The organism is Cobetia sp. UCD-24C (assembly GCF_001306765.1).
Lineage (GTDB): Bacteria > Pseudomonadota > Gammaproteobacteria > Pseudomonadales > Halomonadaceae > Cobetia > Cobetia amphilecti.
In genome coordinates, this window is sequence record NZ_LJTD01000004.1 from 172765 (window position 1) to 196967 (window position 24203).

The following is a 24203-nucleotide window of genomic DNA, read 5'->3' on the forward strand; positions in this document are numbered from 1 at the left end:
ACGGAAGGGCGATGCCTCGGGCTGCATCGCCCATTCGTGGAAAGGGGAACGGCCCATAGGGTACCAGACCCATGGGCCGTTCGTGGGGTTGGCGGCTATCCGCCGGGTCAGTCAGCGTGGTCGGCCAGCACCAGATCCGCACCTTTTTCCGCCACCATCATCACCGGCGCATTCAGGTTGCCGGAGGTGATATTGGGGAAGATGGCGGCATCGATGACTCGCAGCCCCGCCACACCATGCACCTTCAGCCGGCTGTCGACCACGGCGTTCGCCTTGTCCGGTCCCATCGCGCAGGAACCGCACAGGTGGTAGATGGAGCCACCCTGGGAGCGGAAGTACGCAAGCATGCTGTCCTCATCGTGGACCGTCTCGGCCGGGGCGACCTCGTACTCGGTGATGGCCTTGAGAGCGGGCGCGCCCATCAGCTTGCGCACCAGGCGACTGCCCTGGATGACCTCATCAATGTCTTTCTGGGTGCTGAGGTAGTTGGGGCAGATCGTCGCCGGGTCTGTCGGGTCTGCCGAGGACAGTGAAATGCTGCCACGGCTGGTCGGTCGGCAGGAATTGAAGGCCAGCAGGAAGCCGGAATATGGCTCCGGTGTCAGCTTGGCTCTCGGGTCGTTGGGAATCTGGTAGGACATCGGATTGAAGTAGAGCTGGATGTTCGGCTCTGACTCCGCCTCGCTGCCCCGGAAGAACCCTCCGGCCTGATTCACGCTCATGCCCAGCGGCCCGCTGCGGTTGATCAGATACTGCAGCCCTGCCTTGGCCTGGCCCCAGAAGGATGCGAAGTCATCATTCAGTGTGGTGCGATTGGCGCGGTAGTAGTAGCTGGCGCACAGGTGGTCCTGCAGATTCTGACCGACGGCCGGCAGGTCTACCTGTGTCTCGATACCATGCGTGGCCAGCGCCTCACGCTCGCCGATCCCCGAAAGCTGCAGCAGCTTCGGGGAATCCACGGCGCCAGCGCAGAGAATGACTTCGCGACGCGCCGTCACCTCGATGACTTCGTCATCAAGCCGGTAGGCAACACCCGTGGCACGCTTGCCGCCATCGGGCGTCTCTTCCAGCGTCACGCGCTCCACCCGACAGATATGCTTGAGCGTGAGGTTGTCGCGTGACAGCGCCGGCTTCAGGTAGGCGGTATTGCTGGAATCCCGCTGTCCCTTGCGGATGTTGGCCTCATAGATGCCAGCCCCCTCGAAGTGTTTGCCATTGAAATCATCATTGAGCGTGTACCCCAGCTCGCGGGCCCCTTCCAGCCACGACTGACAGATCGGGTGCGCGCCATGTTTCAGCGGCGTGATGCCAATCGGCCCCTGGCCGGAGCGATACTCGGTATCGCCTCCCGGGTGGCATTCAAGACGCTTGAAGTAGGGCAGTACCTCGCGATAGGACCAGCCATCGTTGCCGGCGCGCGCCCAGTCATCGAAGTCCGAGGCCTGGCCCCGGACATAGATCATCGCATTGATGGAGCCGGAGCCACCCTGCACCTTGCCACGGGGGGTATAGATCTTGCGCCCCCCCATCGCGGCTTCTTCCTTGCTGTAATACATGTAGTTGTAGGCCGGGTTGTAGTAGGTCTTGGCGAACCCGACCGGCACCTTGATCCAGGGCGAGGTGTCCTTGCCGCCGGCTTCCAGCAGCAACACCTTGTGGCGACCGTTGGCGCTCAGCCGGTTGGCGAGGATGCACCCCGCCGACCCGGCACCGACAATGATGAAATCGTATTGCATCGGCATTACGCCTCCGGCTTGTGCTTCCAGTCGGTGCTGGACTGTTCCTTCACGTCATAGGGACGCGGGTCCATGCTCAGGTGCAGGGCTCGGCCGGTGTAAGGCGAATTGGCCTTGACCACGTCCATGTCCAGTTCGACCCCCAGGCCCGGCTTGGTGGAGGGGATGATGTAGCCATCACGCCACTCGATCTTCTCCTTGAGCACATCGGCGTGGAAGCCATCCCAGGTGCCGATGCTTTCCTGAATCAGGAAGTTGGGCGTGGCGGTCGCCAGCTGGATGCTGGCCGCGGCGCCGACCGGGCCGTTGTAGAGATGCGGGGCGATCTGGGCGTAATAGACTTCTGCCAGCGCCGCGATCTTCTTGCCTTCCAGAATGCCGCCGACGCGTCCCAGGTTCATCTGCAGGATGGAGGCCGCGTTGTTCTTGAGCACATCGTGGAATTCGTACTTGGTGGTCAGGCGCTCACCGGTCGCGACCGGGATGGAGGTGTGGTCTGCCACACGCGCCATGGCCTCGCTCTGTCCCGGCGGCACCGGCTCTTCCAGCCACAGCGGATCATACGGCTCGAGATACTTGGCGAGACGAATGGCGGATGCCGGCGTCATCTGACCGTGGGTGCCGAACAGCAGATCACAGCTGTTGCCGACCGCTTCGCGTATGCGGCGGCAGAAGGTGGCGCTCTTGTCCATGCCTTCCAGGGACAGCATCTGGCCGGAGTAGGCGGTGTAGGGGCCGGCCGGGTCGAACTTCAGCGCGGTGAAGCCCTTCTCGCGGTTTTCCAGTGCGCATTCGACAGCCAGCTCGACGTTGTCATAGTCGTAGTTGCCGCGTGCATCCTTGGGGTACAGGTAGGTGTAGGAGCGCAGCTTGTCGTGGACCTTGCCGCCGATCAGCTCATACACCGGCAGACCGGCCGCCTTGCCGACGATGTCCCAGCAGGCCATCTCGAGACCGCTGAGCACACCCATCATGGTGAGGTCAGGGCGTTGGGTGAAGCCACTGGAGAAGGCTTCGCGGTACAGACGTTCAATATGATGCGGGTTCTTGCCTTCCAGATAACGCGAGAAGACATCGGCGATCGCCTTGCTCATGACTTCCGGGTAGAAGGTGGCGGCATAGACTTCACCGACCCCTTCGATGCCGCAAGCGGTACGCAGCTGAACGAAGATCCAGTACATGCCGCCGACGTGGGGCGGCGGAGTGGCGACGATGTGTGTCTCGCAACTGACAACTTTCATGGTGGCAGGCCTTTCAGTGGTCACTGGCTAGCAGGAGATGGTGGATGCGCACTGCCTGGCATGCAGACATACGACGCCAACAGCGCGCTTCCGGAATGAAATGGGGTAGGGCGTCAGCGCCTCCGGGGAGAGGGTTCCCCGAAGGCGTGACAGGTAAAACGGAATGGCGTGATCAGTAGTTCATCACGACCAGACGGGTCTGGGTGTAGTCGAGCATGCCGTGCTTGCCATCATCACCGCCCAGGCCAGAGCGCTTCCAGCCGGCGTGGTAGCCCTGGTAGGGGTCCGCCGGGGTGCGGTTGATGTAGAGCTCGCCGGCTTCGATGTTGTTGGCGACCTTCATGGCGGTGCGATAGTTCTCGGTGAAGACCACGGAGGCCAGACCGAACTGGTGGTCATTGGCCAGTGCCAGCGCTTCATCCACATCGCTGTAGGTCAGCACCGGCAGTACCGGGCCGAAGATCTCTTCCTGCACGATCTCCATGTCCTGACGGCAACCGGTCAGCAGGGTCGGCGGGTAGAAGTGACCCTTGCCTTCGGGGATATAGCCGCCGATTTCCAGAGTGGCGCCGTCATCGATGGCGCGTTCCACCATCTGATGGATGTTGAGACGGGAATTCTCGTTGATCAGCGGCCCCATCAGGCTGGCATCTTCCAGACGGTTGCCGAACTTGACGCCTTCCATCTGCTGCTTCAGCTGGGCGACGAAATCGTCATAGACGGATTCGTGCACATAGACACGCTCGATGGCGGTACACAGCTGGCCACAGTTGGTGAGGGTAGAGGCCGCGATCTGTGCCGCTGCCTTGGCCAGGTCGGCATCCGGCTCGACGATGGCCGGTGACTTTCCGCCCAGCTCCAGCGAGGACTTGGCGATGTTGACCTGGGAATATTCCAGCACCTTGCGACCGGCGCCGACGCTACCGGTCAGGGTGATCATGCCCACCTTGGGGTGCGTGCAGACGGCTTCCGCGGTGCCGTGGTCCATCGCCAGGATGTTGACGATGCCTGCCGGAATGCCGGCATCCTGAATCGCCTTGGCGATCTCGAAGGCGGAGGTCGGGGTGTTGTTGCTCGGACGCACGACCACGGCGTTGCCGGTGATCAGCGCCGGGGCGATCTTGCGCAGCAGGGTGAACACCGGGTAGTTGAACGGAATCAGGCAGGCCACGACGCCGATGGGCTCACGCTGCAGCAGCAGGCTTTCATTGGGAGTGTCGCTGGGGACGATCTCGCCCTCGATACGACGTGCCCACTCGGCGTGGTAGCGCGTGATGTCGGCGGCGTAGACGGCTTCATTGGTGGCGTCTTCCAGGCTCTTGCCGGACTCATCTGCCAATGCCTGGCCGATGGCATCCTTGCGCGCCATCAGCGCCTCGGCAAGCTTGTGCATGTAGCCGGCACGCTCGGTGCTGGTCTTGGCACGCCAGTCCTTCTGCGCCTTGGCCGCAATGCTCACCGCTTCAAGCGCTTCGTCAGTGGTTGCTGCCTGCACCTGACCTACCAGTGCTTCGGTGGCCGGGTTGTAGACCGAAATCATCTCGCCCTGGGATGAGGCGACGAATTCGTTGTTGATGAAGTTCTTGTCAGTGCGCATGCATCACTCCTCCTGAATTTGGCCTACAGGCTATGAAGTGACGCCAAAGGTGTCAAACTGTTTTTCACATGTAGAAATAGATTTCCGTATATAGAATTTTGTTTGGGAATTATAGTTGGGAGGGTACTGCTGGTGGGAATGGCGTGAGGGTGATTTCGTACGCCATTGCCTACCCATGGCCATCAGTCGGGAAACAGGGAGCTCAGCGTCCTGTCAGTGCGTTCAGCACCAACTGGTCAGCCTTGTTGTCGGGTACTCCAACGTTTCCGTGTTCAAGGTTTCATTGAAAGTCTTTCTCTGTGCCGCGGGTTTTTCAGCCAAGCAGCGAAAGATAGTGTCAGTCACTTCCCGAGACAGACCTGCTGCCACGTGACGCAGCAGATCTTGCCGTTGGGCCGATGACAACCACTGACTATAAGGGGCATCTCCATGCTCACCTTGATCGTGAAATTTGACGTCAAGCCCGAACAACTCGCTACCTTCAAGCAGGCCTTGGCTGACAACAAGCTGGGCTCAGCGGCTGAACCGGGGATGCTGGAAATGCGTTTCTTCGTGGCCAAGGATTCTCCCACCACCATCTTCGCCTACGAGCGCTGGGCAAGTGCTGAGGCGCATCAGGCACATGTGAATCAGCCATACGCGCAAGCCCTGCTGAAACTGGCTGACACGGCGTTGGCATCGCCATTCGAGGTGATGCCCTTGAACGATACTGACCCGGCGCCATTGCATGAGGCGAACCCCAGGCACGTGCAGCCGGAAGATGAGGTATTCAGTATCTTCTTCATCTTCAAGATCAAGGAAGAATATCGCGCTCGATTGCTGCAGCAATTCACCACGCATGTGGCGAAGACGCGCAGTGAGGAGCCGGGCAATCTCGTGTTTGATCTGTATACCATCGACGGGCAGGACGACACGCTGGTGATATACGAGCATTGGCGCACGGAGTCAGACCTGTGGGACATTCACTTCCAGCAGCCCTATGCCATCGAGACAGGCAAGCTCTTGGAGCAGGCCATGGTCGGGGATATGCAGCAGTACCTGAATACCGTCAGCGAGTTCTGAGTTATCCCGTAGGTCATACGTTTCCTGTTTGTCCATTCGATGCGCAGCCCTTAGAGGCTGCGCATTGTGCGTTCACCCCCTCTTGAACATCAGCGTGCCATCCCACCGCCATCCACGCCTGTGAGCTCAACCAGGCGGCTGTCATCAAATCCGGCAACGCCAGCGGCACGTAAGCTGGCAGGCCAGTGCGAGTCACGCGAATGTGATAGTTTCTGGAGCATCCAGCCGTTTGGCGGCACAGAGTCCCGGGCATTTTCTTCGCCGGCGGGGCAAGCGGCGCCGTGTTATTACCCGGTAGTGGCAACCCTCTTCATCTTTGGTCAGGACTCCTCGTCATGAGTGATGCGTATTACCTCCACCTTACCGATCGCCTGCGCGAACAGCTGAAGGACCCTGATGCCTTTGAAGAGGGGCGTTTGCCTTCTGAACGAGTGCTGGCCGAGCGCTTCGATACCACGCGCGTGACGTTGCGTCAGGCGTTGGGGCAGCTGGAGGGAGAAGGGCGCATTCATCGCAGCAATCGGCGTGGGTGGTTCGTGTCGCCGCCGCGACTGGATTACGACCCCACGCGTGACTCCGGCTTCAATGACTATGTGACGGCGCAGGGGCGGCGGCCACGGACGGAAGTGCTGCTGACCGATGTTCAGGCCTACCCACCGGCTGCGCAAGCGCTGGGCCTGGCGGCCCAGACACCGCTCTATCATATTCGCCGCCGGCGTTTCGTGGATGAGCGCGCCGTGCTCAGCGAGTCGATGTGGGTGGTGCCGGAGCGTGCCCCGGGACTGCTCGAGGAGGGCCAGTTCGGGGTGTCACTGTGGGCGGAGCTGCGCGGACGCTATGGCCTGACGCTGGCCCACCGTGAGCTGCGCTTCTACTCCGAGTCGCTGGGGGAGCAGGCCGCCCGGGAGCTGGGGGTCGCCATGGGTAGTCCCGGTCTGACCGTGCGTCGCGCTACCTTCGATGAGCAGCATCGTCCCATCGGCTATGACGAAGAGCGCTGGCTGCACAATGCGCTGTGCATCACCGTCACGCTCAAGAACAAGCCCTGAGCCCGCGCTGCAGGGACGCTATATGAGGTAACACTGTTTCACCGGGCCTTCAACTGACTGTCACGGGGGTGTCATTCGGCCCGCTCATACTCTTGGTATATACCAGATGGCGAGAGCCATTCATTCCAAGCGTTGGAGAGTCCCGATGTCCTTCTTGACCCGTTCCTTCCTCACCCGTTCCTTGCTGGCCAGTGCCGTTGGTCTAGTCGTTTCCCTCAATGCCCAGGCGGCCACCGAGCTCACCGTCTATACCGCGGTGGAGTCCGATGATCTGCAGAAATATGCCGAGCGCTTCCAGCAGGCGCATCCGGATATCGACATCAAATGGGTACGCGACTCCACGGGCGTGATCACCGCACGATTGCTGGCCGAGAAGGACAACCCGCAGGCGGATGTGGTGTGGGGCCTGGCCGCGACCAGCCTGCTGGTGCTCGAGAAGGAGGGCATGCTGTCGCGTTATGCCCCCAAGGGAGTCGAGGCGCTGGATACCAAGTTCGTCGACCCCGCCTACCGTGATGGCCAAGACCCGTCCTGGGTCGGGATGGACGCCTGGGTCGCCTCGCTCTGCTACAACACCGTCGAAGGTGAGCGTCTGGGAGTGCCCAAGCCGACGTCCTGGGAAGACCTCACGCGTCCCGAGTTCAAGGGCCACGTGATCATGCCCAACCCGAGTTCTTCCGGTACCGGTTATCTGGATGTCGCCAGCTGGTTGCAGCTGTGGGGTGACGAGGGCGGCTGGGAGTACATGGACCGCCTGCACGACAACATTGCCCGCTACACCCACTCAGGCTCCGCGCCTTGCAATCTGGCCGGTTCCGGCGAGGCCGTGGTCGGTGTGTCCTTCGCCTTCCGAGGCGCGCGCCTCAAGGCACAGGGCGCACCGGTGGACCTGGTCTTCCCCGAGGAAGGGCTGGGCTGGGACATGGAAGCCGCGGCGATCATGAAGGGCACCGACAAGCGTGAGGCGGCGCAGACACTGATGGATTGGGCAGTATCCGAGCCGGCCAATGAACTCTACAACGAAGGCTATGCGGTCGTGGCCTATCCGGGGGTGGCCAAGCCGATCGAGCATTATCCGGCCAACATCACCGAGATGATGATCGAGGCTGACTTTGCCAAGGCGGCCAACCAGCGGGATGCAGTGCTCGCCGAATGGCAGCGCCGTTACGACGGCAAGTCCGACAGTCAATAAGTCACGCCCAGCCACCTTCGTCATTGCCCCGGCGCCTTGCGCCGGGGTCGGGAGTTTCTCGCATGTCTCTTGTGACCGCCCCCCCGCGTCATCACGCCCCGCGTCATCACGCCTCGCGTCAAGCGCCGCCAGCGACTGCCGGCGCCTCGCCGCGCGCGGTATCCGCCCCTGCAGCCCGGGCGCCTGCGCGTGACGCAGCGCCTCAGGCACTCGCCACGCGTTCTGCGTCGTCAGACAGTATTCACCTCAAGATCAGCGGCCTCACCAAGCGCTATGGCCAGTTCACGGCCCTGAGCGAGATCGACCTCGCGATCCGCGAAGGCGAGTTCGTGTGCTTCCTCGGCCCCTCCGGCTGTGGCAAGACCACCTTGCTGCGCGCCATCGCCGGGCTTGCGCCGCAGAGCGAAGGCACTATCCACCAGCGCGGCCAGGACATCTCGCGTCTGCCGCCGCAGGCGCGCGACTTCGGCATCGTCTTCCAGTCCTATGCGCTGTTCCCCAATCTCACCGTGTTCGACAACGTGGCCTATGGGCTGCGCAATCGGCGCGATGCGCGTGACGCGATGCGCCGCCGCGTGACGGAACTGCTCGCCCTGGTGGACCTGGCCGGCAGTGAAGGCAAGTATCCGGCGGCACTGTCCGGGGGCCAGCAGCAACGCGTGGCACTGGCGCGGGCGCTGGCGACCGAGCCGGGGCTGCTGTTGCTCGATGAGCCACTGTCGGCACTGGATGCGCGCGTACGCCTGCATCTGCGCAGTCAGATCAAGGCACTGCAGGCACGGCTGGGCGTCACCACCATCATGGTGACCCACGACCAGGAAGAGGCCCTGGCCATGGCGGACCGCATCGTGGTGATGAACCATGGTGTGATCGAGCAGATCGGCACCCCCGCCGAGATCTACCGTCAGCCGGCGAGCGCCTTCGTGGCCGAATTCATCGGCAGCATGAACTTCCTGCAATGCTGTCCCGAGAACGCCAGTACCCTGCGTCTGGGCCAGCAGCGACTGGAATGCGCGGCGCATGATCTGGAAGGCCTGGATCAGGCGCGTCTGGCCATTCGCCCGGAAGCCGTCTCGCTGTGCGCAGTGGGGGAGGGGCTGTTGGCGCAGGTGGAGCACGTCGAGTTTCTCGGCGCCTTCCTGCGTATCACTCTGACGCTTGAGGGCTGTGGGCAGACACTGTCGGCGGATGTGGCGCTCAAGGACAGCGAGTCACTGGGCGTGCGGGTCGGTGCCCGGGTGGGTGTGCGTCTGCCGTCCGAGGCGATCCGCCTGTACCCGCTGGTGGAGGCGCAGGCATGATGGCGCGCGCATTGCCCTTGTCGGGTCGGCTGTCAGGCGAGTCCGGCTTGCGTCTGTTGATGTTGCTGCTGGCCTTGGCGCTGCTGGTCATCGGGCTGCTGTTGCCGCTGGCCACCATGCTGATCAAGAGCGTGCAGGACCGCAGCGGCGACTTCGTCGGCCTGGCCAACTTCGCGCGCTATGTGCAGACGCCGGCGCTGGTCGGCTCGATCATCAATTCCGTCAGCATCGCGTTGATCAGTACCCTGACGGTGGTGAGTCTGGCCTTCCTGTGCGCGTACGGCATCACCCGCACCTGCATGCCGGGCAAGCGCGTCTTCCGCATGCTGTCCATCCTGCCGCTACTGGCTCCGTCACTGCTGCCAGCCATCAGTCTGGTGTATCTGTTCGGCAATCAGGGCTGGTTCAAGGATGTGCTGCTGGGGGAGAGCATCTACGGCCCCATCGGCATCGTGATGGGCATGACCTTCTGGATCTTCCCGCATGCGCTGATGATCATGATGACGGCGCTCAGCAACAGCGATGCCCGTCTCTATGAAGCCGCGGATGCGCTGGGAACGCCCAAATGGCGCAGCTTTCTGACCATCACCTTGCCGGGCGCGCGCTACGGCATCATCTCCTGTGCCTTCGTGGCCTTCACGCTGGCGATCACCGATTTCGGCGTGCCGAAGATCATCGGCGGGCAGTTCAGTGTGCTGGCCACCGATGTCTATCGTCAGGTGGTGGGGCAGCAGAACTTCCAGATGGGCGCGGTGGTCAGCGTCATCCTGCTGTTGCCGGCCTTGCTGTCCTTCGCGGTGGACCGCTGGATCCAGCGCCGTCAGGTCGCGCAGCTCTCGGCGCGCGCCGTGCCCTGGCAGCCGACGCCAAGCCCGCTGCGTGACTGGGTCTTCGCGTTGCTCTGCTATGGCGTGGCCGCCGCGATTCTGGCCGTGATCGGCACCGCCATCTATGCCTCGCTCGTGCAGTTCTGGCCCTACAACCTGAGCCTGACCCTCGATCACTACGCCTTCAAGGCGCTGGCGGGCGGTGGTTGGGACGCGTGGCTCAACTCGCTGACGCTGGCCTTCTGGGTCACCTTGATCGGCACGCTGGTCATCTTCTTCAACGCCTGGCTGACCGAGAAGAGTCAGGGTTATCGCCCGCTGCGCCAAGGGCTGCACTTCATGGCGATGATGCCGATGGCCGTGCCGGGCATGGTGCTGGGTCTGTCCTACATCTTCTACTTCAATCAGGCCGACAACCCGCTGAACTGGATCTACGGCACCTTCGCGATTCTGGTGCTCAACACCCTGGTGCATTTCTATACCGTCTGCCACCTGACCTCGGTGACTGCGCTCAAGCAGCTCGATGGGGAATTCGAGGCGGTCGGTGCCTCACTCAAGGTGCCGTTCTGGAAGACCTTTTGCCGCATCACCTTGCCGGTGTCTCTGCCGTCAGTGCTGGATATCTCGGCCTATCTGTTCATGAACGCGATGACGACCGTCTCGGCAGTGGTATTTCTCTACAACAGCGATACCCGACTGGCCTCCATCGCGGTGATGCATCTCGACGAAGCCGGGCACTTCGCCAGCGCGGCCGCCATGGCAGTGCTGATCTTCTTCACCTGTCTGGGCGTCAAGCTGCTGCATGCGGTGGTCAGCCATCTGCTGTTGACCCGTGCCCAACGCTGGCGACAGGCGACTTGATTACGCCGTTGGCCGTCTTTTTTTTGTGCAAATTAACTGGTATATACCAATGAGTATTCAACATCCGTACCTGCTGACTCCCGGTCCCTTGACCACCAGTGCGAGCGTCAAGGCCGCCATGATGAAGGACTGGGGCTCCTGGGATCAGGACTTCAACACCAAGACCGCCGAGATCTGCCAGCAGTTGCTCCGCTGTGCCAATGCCAGTGAGCACCATGAGTGCGTGCCGATGCAGGGCAGCGGTACCTTCGCGGTCGAGGCGGCGCTGGGCAGTCTGATCGAGCCGACGAGTACGACGCTGGTGCTGGTCAATGGCGCCTATGGCAAGCGGCTCTTCAGTCTGCTGACCCGCATGGGACGCGACTGCGACGTGCTGGCGTGGGGCGATGCCGAGGCGCCGTGTGCCAAGGCCGTGGCCGACAGACTCGCGGCAAGGCCCGAGATCGGTCATGTCGCCATGATTCACTGCGAGACAAGCTCCGGGATGCTCAATCCGGTGGCGGACATCGCCGAGGTGGTGGCAGCACACGGTCGTGAGCTGATCCTCGATTCGATGAGTGGCTTCGGGGCGCTGGAGATCGATGCGCAACGTACTCCGTTTCTGGCGCTGATCTCCTCGGCCAACAAATGCTTCGAAGGGGTGCCGGGGTTCGGCTTCGTGATCGCCCGGCGTGATGCGCTGCAGGCGGCACAGGGGCGTAGTCACTCGCTGTCGCTGGACCTGCACGATCAATGGCAGTACCTCAAGCGCACCGGCCAATGGCGTTATACCCCGCCGACTCACGTGGTGGCGGCGTTTCACCAGGCGCTGAAGGAACACGCCGAGGAGGGCGGCGTCGCGGGCCGCCACGCCCGGTATCACGCCAACATGCAGCGACTGGTGGCAGGCATGCGTCAGCGCGGCTTCACGACTCTGCTCGACGATGCCTGGCTGTCGCCGATCATCACCACCTTCCTGAGCCCGGCACACCCGGACTTCGACTTTTCACGTTTCTACGCCGAGCTCAAGGCACGTGGCTTCATCATCTACCCGGGCAAGCTCACCGACGTGGAGAGCTTCCGCATCGGCAGCATCGGGCAGCTGGATGTCCGCGTGATGGATCAACTTCTGGCCGCCGTGGATGACGCGCTGGCCACCCTGGGTGTCGACGATGCCCGCCCGTTCGCTGACGCTGTCGCACTCAACTGACTGGAGAACTGTCATGCAATATCACACCCCGGATCGTCTGCAGGCTGCCATCTTCGATTGGGCCGGCACCCTGGTGGATTTCGGCTCCTTCGCGCCGACCCAGATCTTCGTCGAGGCCTTCGCGGAAATCGGCGTGGCCATCAGTCTGGAAGAGGCGCGCGGCCCGATGGGCATGGGCAAATGGGAACACATTCGCACCCTGTGTGATGACCCTGCGATCGCGGCCCGTTTCGAGGCGGCCTGTGGCCACGCCCCCAGTGATGCCGATGTCACGGCGCTTTATCAGCGCTTCATGCCGCTGCAGATCGACAAGATCGGGGCGCACTCCGCACTGATTCCCGGCGCGCTTGAGGTCATCAACGGGTTGCGCGACAAGGGCATCAAGATCGGCTCCTGCTCCGGCTACCCCCGCGAGGTGCTCGAGCAGGTGGTCGCACGGGGCAAGGGCAATGGGCTGGTGGTGGATCATGTCGTGGCCACCGATGAGGTGCCCAAGGGGCGACCCTCTCCGGCGCAGTCTCTGGCCAATGTCATCGCGCTGGGCATCACTGACGTGGCGGCCTGTGTGAAGGTGGATGACACGGCGCCGGGGCTGCTGGAAGGTCGCAGTGCCGGCATGTGGACGGTCGCGTTGACCTGCTCCGGCAACGCCATGGGGCTGGATCACGCGGCGTTCATGGCCCTGTCAGAAGCAGAGCTCAACGAAAGGCGCAGCGCCATCGAAGCCCAGTTCGCACCGTCCGGGCCGCACTTCATGATCGACACCATCGCGCAGCTGCCCGAGGTGATCCGCGAGATCGAAGCGCGTCTGGCGCGCGGCGAGCGCCCCTGACAACCTGGTGACGGGGCGGCGATGCCAGGCCTGGCGCTGCATTGCCTGTCACCTCGCTCACCCACCTTGATCTACTACTTCACCCCACCACTTCACTCCACCCCCTCAGGCGCCAGCCCCGGGCCCTTGTACCAGGCCTGGAGGCTGGCGCCTTCCTGCAAAAGGTAAGGACATATGCTCATTGGCGATTGCCGCCTGGTTGCCCTGAAAGCCCGTAATTTCCGCATGCCCGTCCCCATGCACGGGCAAGCTCACTCCCAAGCCCAATTTCATGTTCAAGCTCAAGCTCAAGCTCAAGCCCACACGATTGCCGTGAGCGCCTCTTGAGCCCACTGGCGCTGGGACTCATCTTGATCTCGGTCTGTCTGCATGCCGGCTGGAATCTGCTCGGCAAGGGGCGGGCGCCGTCGCTGGCCTTCTTCATGCTGGCCATGGCCAGTGGTGCGCTGATCTTTGCGCCGCTGCTGGGGCTGGGGCCGTCGTTTGCCGTGCTGCCCGGTGAATTCTGGGGCTGGCTGGTGGCCACCGGACTCTGTCAGGTGCTCTACATGGGCGGACTTGCCTGGGCCTATGCGCGCGGCGAGGTCAGTGTGCTGTATCCCATCGCGCGGGCCTTGCCGGTGGTGCTGGTGCCGCTGGTGTCGCTGAGTCTGCTGGGCAGTCGGGCACTGACGACGTTGGATCTGGTCGGGATGGGGCTGATCGTGCTCGGCGCGTTGGTGCTGCCCTTGAGCAGTCCGCAGGGCCTGCGCCCCTCGACCTACCTGACGCCCGCGTTGGGGTTCGCGCTGCTGGCAGCAGTCGGCACCACCGGCTATTCGCTGATCGACAAGCAGGCACTGGATATCATGGTGAGTGTCGGCTACTCGCCCACCTCGGCGGGCGCTGTCTTTCTGGTGTTGCAGGCCATCATGACCGTCGCCTGGGGCGCGCTGCTGGTGATGTTGCTGCCGGCAGAGCGTCGCCGTCTGCCTGCGCTATGGCAGGGAGAGCGGGGCAGCATGGTGCTGACCGGCGTGATGGTGATGGCGACTTACGGACTGGTGCTGGTTGCCATGACGCTGACGGCGGAGGTCAGCCTCGTCGTGGCGATGCGTCAACTGTCGATCCCGCTGGGCGTGATGCTCGGGGTGCTCTGGTTGCGCGAGCGAGCGGCCATCGCCAAGTGGATCGGCATCGTCATCATGCTGGCGGGGTTGTGGACCGTTGCGCTGGTGTGAGGAAAGGGGTGGCGTGAGGTACAAAAAAAGCGAGACAGGCGGCTGCCTGTCTCGCTTTTGTCTTTCTGCGGGTGCTAGCGGGGCATCACGTTGTCGTGAGCCCCTGCACCGCCATGCTTACTTGGCGTCTGCCACCAGCATTTCCAGCGTGGCGCGCGCGCCGTTGTCGTGCAGGCTCTTCAGCGCTGCCAGGTAGGCGTCGCGGAAGCGCGGCTGGTCGACCAGATCACCGAACAGTTCACGGTTGTCCAGGAAGGCAGTCGGCTCTTCGCGCTGACGGCTGGCACGCTCCATCAGCTCGTCCTTCAGCGGATCGACCACGTCGATGGTCTCGCCTTGCTCGTCCACGCCTTCTGCATAACGTGCCCAGCTGGCCACGACGGCTGCGGTACGACGCAGTTCGCCGTCGGTCTTGAGCTGTGCGTGTGCCACCGGGATCAGGAACTTCGGAATGCGGTCGGAGGTCTCGGCGCACAGACGCGCGAGGGTGTCCTTGACTTCCGGGTTGGCGAAACGCTCGATCAGCGTGCGGCAATGGGCGTCGAGATCGATACCCGGCAGCTGAGCCAGCGTCGGGCGAGCTTCCTCGTTCATGTAGCCGAGCAGGAAGTCGACGATCAGCGGGTCGTTGCAGGCTTCATGCGCGTAGCGATAGCCGGCCAGATAGCCGAAGTAGCACAGCGCCTGGTGACCGGCGTTGAGCAGACGCAGCTTCATCAGCTCATAGGGCTCGACATCTTCCACCGGCTGCACGCCGGCATCTTCAAAGGCCGGGCGGCCATTGGCGAAGTGGTCTTCCAGCACCCACTGGGTGAAGGGCTCGCAGACCACCGGCCAGGCGTCTTCCACGCCGAAACGTGAGGACAGCTCTTCGATGTCAGCCGGCGTGGTCACCGGCGTGATGCGGTCGACCATGGAGTTGGGGAAGGGCACTTCGGCTTCGATCCATGCCGCCAGTTCTGCATCACGTGCACGCGCGTAGGCAGTGAACATCTTGTGAGCGACGTTGCCGTTGCCTTCGATGTTGTCACAGGACATCACGGTGAACGGGGCGACGCCACGCTCGCGACGACGTGCCAGGGCTTCGGTGATCAGGCCGAAGCTGGTCCTGGCTTCCCCCGGGTTGGCCAGGTCGTGCTGGACGTCGGCGTTCTCGAGATTGAATTCGCCGGTGACCGGGTGGAAGTTGTAGCCACCTTCGGTGACGGTCAGCGAGACGATGCGGATCGCCGGGTCGGCCATCAGCTCGATGACGGCATCCGGGGAGTCAGGGGCAAAGCGGTAATCGATGATGGACCCCACCACGCGCGGCTCATAGTTGCCGTCCGGGTGCTTGAGTACCACGGTGTAGAGGTGGTCCTGCGAGGCCAGGGCTTCCTGCATGCGGCGATCACCCGGCATCACGCCGACGCCGACGATGCCCCAGTCCAGCGCCTTGCCCTGATTCATCAGCTCGTCGAGGTACATGGCCTGGTGCGCACGATGGAAACCGCCCACGCCGAAGTGGACGATACCGGCGCTGACCGCAGTGCGGTCATAGTTCGGAGTGGCTACCTTGGCGTCCAGCTGAGTCAGACTGGCATTGGAGAGACGGGTCATGGGAGGTCTCCTGCCGCGTGTCGCGGTCGAGTCGAGATGGGTAAAGAAAGGGTAGGTCGTAACGGCCAGCGGCGAAGGTCACCCGTGTGATTCAGGCTACCTTCGCCGCTGGCATGGCAGGGGGCTAGCCCCTGCCGACTCAGCTAGCGGTGGCCGCTTGCTTCGGGGACTGCTTGTTGAACAGCGCCTTGCTGCGCTGCAGCTCCCAGTACGCGAAGATGAAGTAGATGATCGTCGACCAGATGGTCACGTCATAGAACATCTCACGATTCGCTTCATAGCTGGCCAGGTCCGGGCTACCGAACAGCACGCGCAGCGCGAGGACCATCGGCACCGCCAGGCCCAGCACCATCCAGACGGCCTTGATGGCCTTGGTCAGACCCGAAGTGTCCTTGACCGGTGCGTGGTTGGTCGTCTCGGCCTGCTTGGCGTGCAGAGCTTCGACGCGCTCCTGGAATTCCCGCTCGGCCGCTTCGGCTTTCGGGTAGGAGGCGGCAGCACCGGCAGATCTGGCCATCAGGGTGTAGAGGATGATGGAGACGAACCAGGTCGGCAGGAACAGGTAGTAGAACGGAATCACATCGACCATCTCGAGGCCAAAGCCGAAGATCAGTGACAGCGCCCAGGTCGCCAGTGCCGGCGTGTTGTGCTTCACCCCCTTGTAGCGCGCCCAGTAACGGCTGAAGCCGAGTTTCGGGAACAGATGATGCTCAGCGAAGATGATCCCGCCGACCGGCACCAGTACCAGACCGGCATAGGTCAGCAGCGGCAGCATGCTGCGATAGACGAACGGGAAGCAGCTGAGCACGGCAACGCAGATACCCACGGCCAGCGTCGCCTTGTTGCGCGACAGGTTCGGCATGGCCGACTGGGCGGCAAGGCCCGCGCGGTACAGGTTGGCGTTGGCCGTGGTCCAGCCTGCGACGACCACGATCACGAAGCCAGCGGCGCCCAGGGCGTGCAACGCCACTTCGCCCGGTTCCAGCACATCGATGCTGATACCGGCGACGGCTGCGGTGGCCGCGCCCATCAGGCCGGCGGAGATCCAGGCGACATAGTGGCCGAACATCATGCCGGTGCTGGTCGCAAGGCCGGAGCGCATGCGCTTGGCATAGCGCAGCAGCGCCATGTCGATCAGACCGAAGTGGGAGAAGGTATTGGCCGCCCAGGAGAAGCCGATGACTTCCCAGATGCCGATGCCCGCTTCGCCCTGGGAGTTGATCCCGGTGAAGACGGTACTGCCGGCGACATCAATGAAACTCGAGAAACTGTTCAGGCTGGTTTCACCAGTGACGGACTCCGCCAGTTCCGGCAGCAGAACCATGCCGCCGACGGTGAACATCAGCATCAGCCACGGGGCGCAGATACTGGCGAATTCGGTCAGGGCGTTGAAGCCATAGACCGCGACCAGCACTACGATGGCCGCCACGGCCAGTGCCAGCAGGATGAACTCGAAGCTGGTGGGGTAGGCCTGGGTCTGGGCCGGAATGTCGAACAGCAGCCTGACCGCCGTGGCGGAAACGGTGATCATGGCCGCCGATATGGCGGTGAATATGACCACGTTGGCCCAGTTGTAGAGCCGTGACATCGAATCACCGGCAATACGGTGAAGATAGGTGAAGAGGCTCAGACGGGTCTCGATCGCGATTGGCGTCGTGATCAACCAGAAGCTGAGCACTGCTAGGCCATTACCGATCAGCAGGCCCAGCAGGATATCCCAGATACCGGCACCGAGCGCCACGAAGGTGGCACCGATGACGAACTCGGTCGCGGCAACGTGCTCGGCGGCATAGAGACCGGCAAAGTGCGGCCACCGGTGCAGTTTATGACGTGGCACCGGCAGTAGCTCATCGTCCATATGGGCGATCTGCCGATCCAAATCTGGCGCAGTACTGGCCATGATTGGCTCCTGTTTTTTTACGGCTTGTCTTGCTGCTCCTACCCGAGATGTCACGCAGCCGCCTTGGCGATCCTGTCGGCGATGACGAGGGTAGATCGTCTATTATCGATCAAATGACTCAGGTGTGGTGCAAATGATCGGTGAATGGTCATCAAAACGCAAAGCCCGCGTGCTTGAACTTTGGGCTATGACCTCGAGTGATCATGGCTATGGAAGTCTGGAAAACGCTGAAGACCGTATGAAATCTGGGCTTGCGCGAAGGTGTCTCGATTCAATGACACGATTCAGCAAAATGAATTTTTCCGTTCTCACACCCCGTTCGGCGCCTGAGGCATTGTGTCCTGGCTAAAACGGCCAACGATCCAGGGCTAGATATCTCACAACTCTGAGGGTGGTCTTGCACCGATGTGGTGCGGTCGGCGTACCAGGCATCGTCGCTTTCTTGCCATGCCTCGGCAGTGTCCTGATCGAGGCTCGAGGCCCGAGGCCCGGGAGTCGAAAGGGGAAATGGGGCAGCGGAGAGGGCAGCGAAATGGGCAGCGAAAGTCGGGTCGCTGCGAAAGAGCACTATAGAGGTGGCGGCATATAAAGGTGGGTGTTAGTCAGTGGCGACATCGGTTTCGGCACAATGCGACGGAAAGTGCATGAAATAACGACAAAGAACGAGAAAAATGAGACATCTTGCGGCGTTCCCCAGTTCTCGCTAAGGTTGCGCAACACTGTTTCCTAACCAGGAAGCCCCAACACGACTCCCGGCGCTTGATTGGCGACGGGGCAAGGCGAGGAGGCCAGCCATGCGAACGCGCACACTGACCATTCTGATGATGATATTCACGCTGCTGGGAGCCCCGCTGGCTCAGGCAGGACCGCACGATAGAGGCCACGGGCATCATGACCGTGGGCATGGCCACCACGACCGCGGCCATCATCATCACGGAAAACATCACAAGAAGCACTATAAGCAGAAGCGTCACCATGAACGCCACCGTCATGAGGCGCGACATCATCACCAGTGGCGCCGTGGCGACCACCTGCCGCGTCATTACTATTCCGACAGCCGCTACTGGGTGAAGGACTGGCACCATCGCCACCTATCCAAGCCGCCGCGTGGGCATCGCTGGCTGAACATCGATGGGCGCTATGTGCTGGCCGCGGTGGCGGGTGGCGCGATCACTGCCATCATTCTCAATCGCTGATTCCAGCCGCGTGTTCATAGGTCAGTAAGTCAGCAAGACCAAAGACAAGGGCCTCCAGTGAGGCCCTTTCTCGTGCTAGTCGTTCACGTTTTGACATGGCGAGGCTGCCAACGCACGTCAGGCCTGGGCAGCATTCTCAGGCGTAGGCGCTGCATACCCAGGTCATGGTCGCCGGGGTGTCACCGTTGTAGGTGATGGCGTGTCCGAGGGTGCTGTCGAAGGCCAGGCTGTCACCGACCTTGAGCTGGATGGGGTCGTAGAGTTCGGTCCAGACCGTCACCTCGCCGCTGGTCACGATGATCTGTTCCTGGCCGGAATGTTTTTGCAGGCCGCCGAACTCCTCGAGACTGCGATTGAGCACGGTGGTTTCCAATACCATGTATTCCTTGGACGCCACATTGTTGCAAAGCGGTCGATAGCGGTAGTTGGGCGTCTCGATGACGTCTCCCTCCTGCGCTCGCGTCAACGCGAGCCAACCCCGAAATGACGTGTCCTCCGTGTGATAGAACAGCTCGCTGACATCCACGTTCAGGCCCTTGGCGAGGTTCACGATCGCCTCGAAGGTCGGTGAGATGCGTCCATTCTCGATTCTCGACACGCTGGCCGCCGAGATGCCCGACGCGCTGGCCACGGCCGCGATGGTCAGCCCCTTCTCCTTGCGTAGTGCCTTGAGGTTGTCACCAATGGCGCCTGCCTTGCGTTCTCTGTGCTTCAGAGCGATCGGCGTTTCCTGGTGGGGTGTCATGTCAGCGTGCTCCATCGAGTTTGTCTGCTGGGTGGCGTCTGTCGTTGCCTATGCTCGTGTAGCGCAAGAGCACGAGCACGAGCTTTCAGGTCATGCTGCGGCAGGGAGAGGCATGAACGCCATGATGGGGTCCATTTAGGGCTTCCATGAGCAAAATGTCGAGCCTGATATCCATATTTGACCCAATATTGCGTATATGCAATTGTGGAGGCGAATGCGCAATCGACAGTGGCCGCTCACTGGGCATGTATCAGGCCTCAGCCTGTATCAGGCATTCGCCTGCAGGTACGCATAGCATTGCACTCTAATTAAAATAATCTTGGGAAAACAATAATGTACAACTTCAAGAAACAGCTCCTCGGTATGGGTATCGCTGCCAGTCTGTTGGCGACTGCCACGACTCAGGCGGCGGACACCGAGTGGAAGATGGCGACTCCGTGGGGCGGTGGGCCCTGGCTTGAACGGGATGCCAAGACCTTCGCGGACTATGCAAACGAATTGACCAATGGTGACGTGAGCATCCAGGTGTTCCCCGGCGGCACCTTGGGTGGTGCGTTGCGTGTCACCAACACCGTGAAGTCCGGTGTTGCACAGATCAGCCATAACTACATCAACTATGACTACGGAACTGACCCGACGGCAGCGCTGCTGGCCGGGCACTCCAGCGGCCTGACGCCGGAAGAATTCATGCTGTGGATGTACGAGGGCGGCGGCGTCGAGCTCTATGAAGCCTTCCGTCGCGAGGTATTCGGCGTCGTGGCCTTCCCGTGCTCGACCCTGGGCACCGAGATATTCCTGCACTCGAGCAAGAAGGTGCAGACTCTTGAAGACTTCCAGGGACTGCGCCTGAGAACATCGGGTGCCTGGGCTGAAATCGCCTCACGCCTTGGGGCCTCTACCGTGGTGATGGCCGGCAGTGACATCTATACGGCGCTGGATCGCGGTGTGATTGATGCGGCGGAGTGGGGGAGTCCTGAGCTCAACAAGCCGACGGGTTTCCAGAATGTGGCGCAGTACGTCATCTTGCCCGGCATCCATCAGTCGGGCGGCATTCTTGAGTGTGAAGTGAATGTCGATGCCTGGGATGGCCTGAGCGAAGCCCAGCAGAGCCAGTTGCGTCTCGCGGGCAAGCTGAGCGTGTTCGAGTCCTGGCTGGATAGCTCCTTTGCCGATCTCAAGGCCTTCAAGGAACTGGAGGAAGGCCCCAACGAAATCGTGCAGCTGGATCAATCCTTCATCGATGCCATCTACGAAGAGACCCGTGCCTGGGAAGATGAGAAGGCGGGCGAGAATGAGTGGTTCGCACGTGTGCTTGAGTCGCAACGTACCTTCAAGCAGAGCATGATGACCTGGCAGGACTATCGTTTGCCGATCGGGGAAATGGGACGCTGAGTCCTCTTTAATGATGTCCCTGGCCCGGGCGATACCTGTACCGCCCGGGCTCTTTCCTTGTCGTCATCCTGGTGAGTTGCCATGAAAATCGTCGCTGTCATTGAGCGCCAGACCCGCTGGGCCGGGTATCTGGGGGCAGTCTTGATACTGCCGCTGGTGCTTGCGTTGGTCTATGAAGTCTTCAGTCGTTATGTGCTGGGAAAGCCCACCTTATGGGCGTTTGAAGTCAGCTACATGGTGATGGGCGCCATCTTCATGCTTGGCATGGCAAATGCCCTGCGTGTCGGCCAGCACGTCAGTGTGGATGTGTTGAGCCAGAATTTTGCACCGCGTCTCAGAGCTGGAGTTCATCTGGCCTGTTATGCGGTGTTGCTGCCGGTACTGATGTGGCTTGTCTGGGAGCTGTGGCTCTATGCGCTCGAGGCGTTCTCCAGCAATGAGCGCTCCGGGCGTTCTGCCTGGAATCCGGTGATCTGGCCGGTCTTCGGCGTGTGGTGGCTGGGCTTTGTCTATCTGACGCTGCAGGTGATCGCGGAGATGTTGAAGCTCTGGAGCACACTGCTGGGCCATGATCATGGCGCGGAGGTGTCCTCATGAGCGACTTCATTGCCCTCATCATGTTCCCTGCGCTCATCGCTCTGATCGTGCTTGGTTTCCCGATCGCGTTTTCGATGATCGTTGTCGCTACCGTCTTTGGTGTTGCCCAGTTCGGGGATGCCGCGGCCTATCAACTGCTGACCAAGATCGAGGATACGGCGTCCAACTCCATTCTGGCTGCCGTGCCCTTGTTCATCTTCATGGGCGCGATGCTCGAGAATTCCGGCATTGCCGAGCGACTGTTCGGTGCCATCCATCTATGGACACGCCGGATGCCCGGCGGGCTGGGCGTCGGTGCGGTCATCATGGGCACCATCTTCGCCGCCGCCAGTGGTGTCGTCGGGGCCACCGAAGCGGTGATCGGCATGCTGGCCGTGCCGGTCATGCTCAAGCATCACTACGACAAGTCGCTGATATCCGGCACCATCTGTGCCAGTGGCTCATTGGGCACGGCGATTCCGCCTTCCATTACCGTGGTCATTCTCGGGCCTGTGGCCGGCGTTTCTGTCGGATCACTGTTCAGTGGTCTGCTGATCCCGGGCCTGTTGATGGCGCTGTTGTTCCTCCTCTATATCGTGGTGGTCTGTGCGCTGAAGCCAGCCCTTGCGCCGCGACTCAAGGAAGATGAGCAGCATCCGGGGTGGGGCAAGCTGCTCACCATTACCCTGAGTGCGCTGCTGCCGACCATGAGTCTGATCCTGGTGGTGCTGGGCACGATTCTGATGGGCATCGCCACGCCGACGGAAGCGGCGGCCTGTGGGGCGCTCGGCTCCGTATTGCTGGCACTGGGGTATCGCAATCTCACGCTGTCCATCCTGTGGAACGCGGCGGTACGCACACTCAACATCACCGCGATGATTCTGCTGATCGTGCTGGGCGGCAACATGTTCGCGGGCGTCTTCTTCGCCTCCGGCGGGATGGCCACCGTTCAGTCGTTGCTGCTGGATACCGGCTTGAGCCCGTGGCTGATTCTTGGCGCCATCCTGCTGATCGCCTTCCTGGCCGGTTTCGTGCTCGACATGATCTCGGTGGTCCTGATCGTCATCCCCGTGGCGATGCCGGTCATCGGCCTGCTCGGGTTCGATGAGATCTGGTTCTGCGTGGCCTTCCTGATCGTGATGCAGACGAGTTATCTGACACCGCCGTTGGCGCCCTCCATCTTCTATCTGCGTGCCATCACGCCTCCTGAAGTGACGCTGAAGCACATGTACAAGGGGGTGATGCCCTTCATCTTCCTGCAGCTGGTGGTGTTGGCGCTGATCCTGGCCTTCCCGGGACTGGCGCTGTGGTTGCCTGATGCCATCAGCGGGCCGTCATGGAAATGATGGACACCTTATTGGAAAGGAATGAGTTCGTATGAGTGATGCAACACAGGAAGAGACAGGAATGGACGTCAATCTCGATCGGGCAGCGCTCAAGGCGCTATGTCACAAGGTGTTGAGCCATCATGGCTTCAGTGAGCCACACGTCGCTGCCATGAGTGATGCGCTGGTGGCGGCGGAAATGGACGGTTGTCGCTCCCATGGGCTCTATCGCCTGATGGGGTTCGTCGCGACGCTGAACAATGGCGGAGTGGTGCCGGACGCCGTGCCGGTGGTCGAGGATACGGCGCCTTCCATCGTCAAGGTGGATGCCAAGGGTGGCTTCTCGTCGCTGGCCTTCCAGCAGGGCGTACCTGAACTGCTCAGCAAGGCGCGAGCCAATGGCATTGCCATTCTGGCCATCAATCATTGCGTGCATGGCACGGCATTGTGGGTAGAGATCGAGCGGCTGACGCGTGAAGGACTGGTCGCTATCGCCTGCAATCCGACACAGTCGTACATGGCGCCGTATGGTGGCAGTCAGCCTCTGCTGGGGACCAATCCCCTCGCCTTTGGCTGGCCGCGTGAGGACGGAAACCCGTACGTATTCGACTTCGCCACCAGTGCTATCGCGCGCGGCGATATCGAGCTGCATCGTCGCCAGGGGGACAAGATTCCGCTCGGCTGGGGTGTCGATCGAGAGGGCGAGCCGTCACAGGACCCGACGGAAGTGCTGGACCATGGCGCGATGCTGCCCTTCGGCGATCACAAGGGCTCTGCGTTGGCGATCATGATCGAGTTGATTGCAGGGCCGCTGATCGGCGACATGCTGAGTATCGAGTCCAGCGAACACGATCAGGGCAAGGGGAGCCTGCCGTATCATGGGGAGTTGATCATCGCGATAGATCCCGCGCGCCTCACGGGCGGCAGCACCCAGCAGCACATGCTGCGCTCTGAAAGGCTGTTCGAACTCGTGAAGCAGCAGGGCGCAAGGCTCTCCTCCGAGCGTCGTTTCAAGGCTCGCCATAAGCATCAAGAAGAGGGCGTCACGCTTTCGAGAGCCTTGTATGACGATATCCTCAAGCTGGCCTCATGAACCTCCGTGTAGACCGAGCAGCAGAGTGATCGTTGAGAGCACACAGCGGAAAGTCACAACTGCATGAAGAAGAACGGCCGCCCCTGGGCGGCCGTTACTGTATGAGGGTCTCTGTCGTCGGGCTTGTCATCGGCGTTGTCTTCGGTGCTGCCAACCTCACGCCTGCCGATACTGAGCGCCCATCCAGTTCTGCCTGAATATGTGCACCACTGGTTGAGCCGGCTTTTCAGCAAATGCGCAGATGCTGATAGCGTAAGGCGTATTGAGGGT

General features: G+C 61.7%; 19 protein-coding genes. 13 read left to right on the forward strand and 6 right to left on the reverse strand.

What is annotated here, in order from left to right; genetic code table 11:
* Nucleotides 1–107 precede the first annotated feature (107 nt).
* The 3 genes from AOG28_RS07180 to aldA form a co-directional block, all read right to left on the reverse strand.
* Nucleotides 108–1742 carry a GMC family oxidoreductase gene (locus tag AOG28_RS07180; protein ID WP_235506977.1) on the reverse strand — a complete coding sequence of 545 codons (1635 nt, stop codon included), beginning with the start codon at nucleotides 1740–1742 and terminating at the stop codon, nucleotides 108–110.
* Entirely contained in the window at nucleotides 1742–2977 is a 1236-nt protein-coding gene (locus AOG28_RS07185; RefSeq protein ID WP_054555864.1) for a mandelate racemase/muconate lactonizing enzyme family protein, read from the reverse strand. The genes AOG28_RS07180 and AOG28_RS07185 overlap by 1 nt, the downstream gene beginning before the upstream one ends.
* Nucleotides 2978–3149: 172 nt before the next feature.
* Entirely contained in the window at nucleotides 3150–4574 is a 1425-nt protein-coding gene (gene aldA / locus AOG28_RS07190) for an aldehyde dehydrogenase (protein ID WP_054555865.1), read from the reverse strand.
* 429 nt (nucleotides 4575–5003) lie between these two features.
* Between aldA and AOG28_RS07195 the strand changes: the two genes are divergently transcribed.
* The 8 genes from AOG28_RS07195 (at nucleotide 5004) to AOG28_RS07230 (ending at nucleotide 14107) form a co-directional block, all read left to right on the forward strand.
* Entirely contained in the window at nucleotides 5004–5636 is a 633-nt protein-coding gene (locus AOG28_RS07195; RefSeq protein WP_054555866.1) for a putative quinol monooxygenase, read from the forward strand.
* A gap of 335 nt (nucleotides 5637–5971) precedes the next feature.
* Nucleotides 5972–6685, forward strand: coding sequence for a UTRA domain-containing protein (locus AOG28_RS07200; protein ID WP_054555867.1), 714 nt, complete (start codon nucleotides 5972–5974; stop codon nucleotides 6683–6685).
* A gap of 145 nt (nucleotides 6686–6830) precedes the next feature.
* Nucleotides 6831–7877, forward strand: a complete 1047-nt coding sequence (locus AOG28_RS07205) for a putative 2-aminoethylphosphonate ABC transporter substrate-binding protein (protein WP_054555868.1) — start codon at nucleotides 6831–6833, stop codon at nucleotides 7875–7877.
* A 62-nt stretch (nucleotides 7878–7939) separates the two neighbouring features.
* Nucleotides 7940–9178, forward strand: coding sequence for a putative 2-aminoethylphosphonate ABC transporter ATP-binding protein (locus tag AOG28_RS07210; protein WP_082388450.1), 1239 nt, complete (start codon nucleotides 7940–7942; stop codon nucleotides 9176–9178).
* Nucleotides 9178–10866, forward strand: coding sequence for a putative 2-aminoethylphosphonate ABC transporter permease subunit (locus AOG28_RS07215; RefSeq protein ID WP_404326922.1), 1689 nt, complete (start codon nucleotides 9178–9180; stop codon nucleotides 10864–10866). Before AOG28_RS07210 ends, AOG28_RS07215 begins: the two co-directional genes overlap by 1 nt.
* A 49-nt stretch (nucleotides 10867–10915) precedes the next feature.
* A complete protein-coding gene (locus AOG28_RS07220; protein ID WP_054555870.1) occupies nucleotides 10916–12055 on the forward strand; it encodes a 2-aminoethylphosphonate--pyruvate transaminase in 1140 nt (379 codons plus the stop codon).
* A 13-nt stretch (nucleotides 12056–12068) separates the two neighbouring features.
* Nucleotides 12069–12887, forward strand: coding sequence for a phosphonoacetaldehyde hydrolase (phnX, locus tag AOG28_RS07225; protein ID WP_054555871.1), 819 nt, complete (start codon nucleotides 12069–12071; stop codon nucleotides 12885–12887).
* Between the two features lie 323 nt (nucleotides 12888–13210).
* Nucleotides 13211–14107: a drug/metabolite transporter gene (locus AOG28_RS07230; RefSeq protein ID WP_054555872.1), complete on the forward strand. Its 897-nt coding sequence runs from the start codon at nucleotides 13211–13213 to the stop codon at nucleotides 14105–14107.
* Nucleotides 14108–14224: 117 nt separating this feature from the next.
* Here the strand turns inward: AOG28_RS07230 and AOG28_RS07235 are convergent, their stop codons facing one another.
* Both AOG28_RS07235 and AOG28_RS07240 read right to left on the reverse strand, forming a co-directional pair.
* The gene (locus AOG28_RS07235; RefSeq protein ID WP_054555873.1) at nucleotides 14225–15706 is read right to left on the reverse strand and encodes a mannitol dehydrogenase family protein; all 1482 of its coding nucleotides are present in this window, start codon (nucleotides 15704–15706) and stop codon (nucleotides 14225–14227) included.
* Nucleotides 15707–15845: 139 nt separating this feature from the next.
* A complete protein-coding gene (locus tag AOG28_RS07240; RefSeq protein ID WP_054555874.1) occupies nucleotides 15846–17606 on the reverse strand; it encodes a purine-cytosine permease family protein in 1761 nt (586 codons plus the stop codon).
* Between the two features lie 794 nt (nucleotides 17607–18400).
* On the opposite strand from AOG28_RS07240, the gene AOG28_RS07245 reads away from it, so the two are divergent.
* On the forward strand, nucleotides 18401–18802 hold the full coding sequence (locus tag AOG28_RS07245) for an RcnB family protein (protein ID WP_054555875.1): 402 nt from the start codon (nucleotides 18401–18403) through the stop codon (nucleotides 18800–18802).
* 136 nt (nucleotides 18803–18938) lie between these two features.
* Here the strand turns inward: AOG28_RS07245 and AOG28_RS07250 are convergent, their stop codons facing one another.
* Nucleotides 18939–19547: a helix-turn-helix domain-containing protein gene (locus AOG28_RS07250; RefSeq protein WP_054555876.1), complete on the reverse strand. Its 609-nt coding sequence runs from the start codon at nucleotides 19545–19547 to the stop codon at nucleotides 18939–18941.
* 333 nt (nucleotides 19548–19880) lie between these two features.
* On the opposite strand from AOG28_RS07250, the gene AOG28_RS07255 reads away from it, so the two are divergent.
* The 4 genes from AOG28_RS07255 to AOG28_RS07270 all read left to right on the forward strand — a co-directional run bounded on the left by AOG28_RS07255 (nucleotide 19881) and on the right by AOG28_RS07270 (nucleotide 23933).
* Nucleotides 19881–20939: a C4-dicarboxylate ABC transporter substrate-binding protein gene (locus AOG28_RS07255; RefSeq protein ID WP_054555877.1), complete on the forward strand. Its 1059-nt coding sequence runs from the start codon at nucleotides 19881–19883 to the stop codon at nucleotides 20937–20939.
* 81 nt (nucleotides 20940–21020) lie between these two features.
* Complete coding sequence (locus AOG28_RS07260) at nucleotides 21021–21536, forward strand: TRAP transporter small permease subunit (protein WP_054555878.1); 516 nt, start codon at nucleotides 21021–21023, stop codon at nucleotides 21534–21536.
* Nucleotides 21533–22861 carry a TRAP transporter large permease gene (locus AOG28_RS07265; RefSeq protein WP_054555879.1) on the forward strand — a complete coding sequence of 443 codons (1329 nt, stop codon included), beginning with the start codon at nucleotides 21533–21535 and terminating at the stop codon, nucleotides 22859–22861. The genes AOG28_RS07260 and AOG28_RS07265 overlap by 4 nt, the downstream gene beginning before the upstream one ends.
* Before the next feature lie 31 nt (nucleotides 22862–22892).
* Nucleotides 22893–23933, forward strand: a complete 1041-nt coding sequence (locus AOG28_RS07270) for an Ldh family oxidoreductase (RefSeq protein ID WP_200906746.1) — start codon at nucleotides 22893–22895, stop codon at nucleotides 23931–23933.
* Nucleotides 23934–24203: the final 270 nt, after the last annotated feature.

Excerpts from the sequence above, each read along its gene's own strand:
- AOG28_RS07205 (WP_054555868.1), top strand. The coding sequence starts at position 6,831 with ATGTCCTTCTTGACCCGTTCCTTCCTCACCCGTTCCTTGCTGGCCAGT.
- AOG28_RS07255 (WP_054555877.1), top strand. The coding sequence starts at position 19,881 with ATGTACAACTTCAAGAAACAGCTCCTCGGTATGGGTATCGCTGCCAGT.
- AOG28_RS07200 (WP_054555867.1), top strand. The coding sequence starts at position 5,972 with ATGAGTGATGCGTATTACCTCCACCTTACCGATCGCCTGCGCGAACAG.
- AOG28_RS07195 (WP_054555866.1), top strand. The coding sequence starts at position 5,004 with ATGCTCACCTTGATCGTGAAATTTGACGTCAAGCCCGAACAACTCGCT.
- AOG28_RS07180 (WP_235506977.1), bottom strand. The coding sequence starts at position 1,742 with ATGCCGATGCAATACGATTTCATCATTGTCGGTGCCGGGTCGGCGGGG.
- AOG28_RS07210 (WP_082388450.1), top strand. The coding sequence starts at position 7,940 with ATGTCTCTTGTGACCGCCCCCCCGCGTCATCACGCCCCGCGTCATCAC.
- AOG28_RS07235 (WP_054555873.1), bottom strand. The coding sequence starts at position 15,706 with ATGACCCGTCTCTCCAATGCCAGTCTGACTCAGCTGGACGCCAAGGTA.
- AOG28_RS07240 (WP_054555874.1), bottom strand. The coding sequence starts at position 17,606 with ATGGCCAGTACTGCGCCAGATTTGGATCGGCAGATCGCCCATATGGAC.
- AOG28_RS07270 (WP_200906746.1), top strand. The coding sequence starts at position 22,893 with ATGAGTGATGCAACACAGGAAGAGACAGGAATGGACGTCAATCTCGAT.
- AOG28_RS07250 (WP_054555876.1), bottom strand. The coding sequence starts at position 19,547 with ATGACACCCCACCAGGAAACGCCGATCGCTCTGAAGCACAGAGAACGC.
- AOG28_RS07185 (WP_054555864.1), bottom strand. The coding sequence starts at position 2,977 with ATGAAAGTTGTCAGTTGCGAGACACACATCGTCGCCACTCCGCCGCCC.
- AOG28_RS07245 (WP_054555875.1), top strand. The coding sequence starts at position 18,401 with ATGCGAACGCGCACACTGACCATTCTGATGATGATATTCACGCTGCTG.
- aldA (WP_054555865.1), bottom strand. The coding sequence starts at position 4,574 with ATGCGCACTGACAAGAACTTCATCAACAACGAATTCGTCGCCTCATCC.
- AOG28_RS07220 (WP_054555870.1), top strand. The coding sequence starts at position 10,916 with ATGAGTATTCAACATCCGTACCTGCTGACTCCCGGTCCCTTGACCACC.
- phnX (WP_054555871.1), top strand. The coding sequence starts at position 12,069 with ATGCAATATCACACCCCGGATCGTCTGCAGGCTGCCATCTTCGATTGG.
- AOG28_RS07260 (WP_054555878.1), top strand. The coding sequence starts at position 21,021 with ATGAAAATCGTCGCTGTCATTGAGCGCCAGACCCGCTGGGCCGGGTAT.
- AOG28_RS07215 (WP_404326922.1), top strand. The coding sequence starts at position 9,178 with ATGGCGCGCGCATTGCCCTTGTCGGGTCGGCTGTCAGGCGAGTCCGGC.
- AOG28_RS07265 (WP_054555879.1), top strand. The coding sequence starts at position 21,533 with ATGAGCGACTTCATTGCCCTCATCATGTTCCCTGCGCTCATCGCTCTG.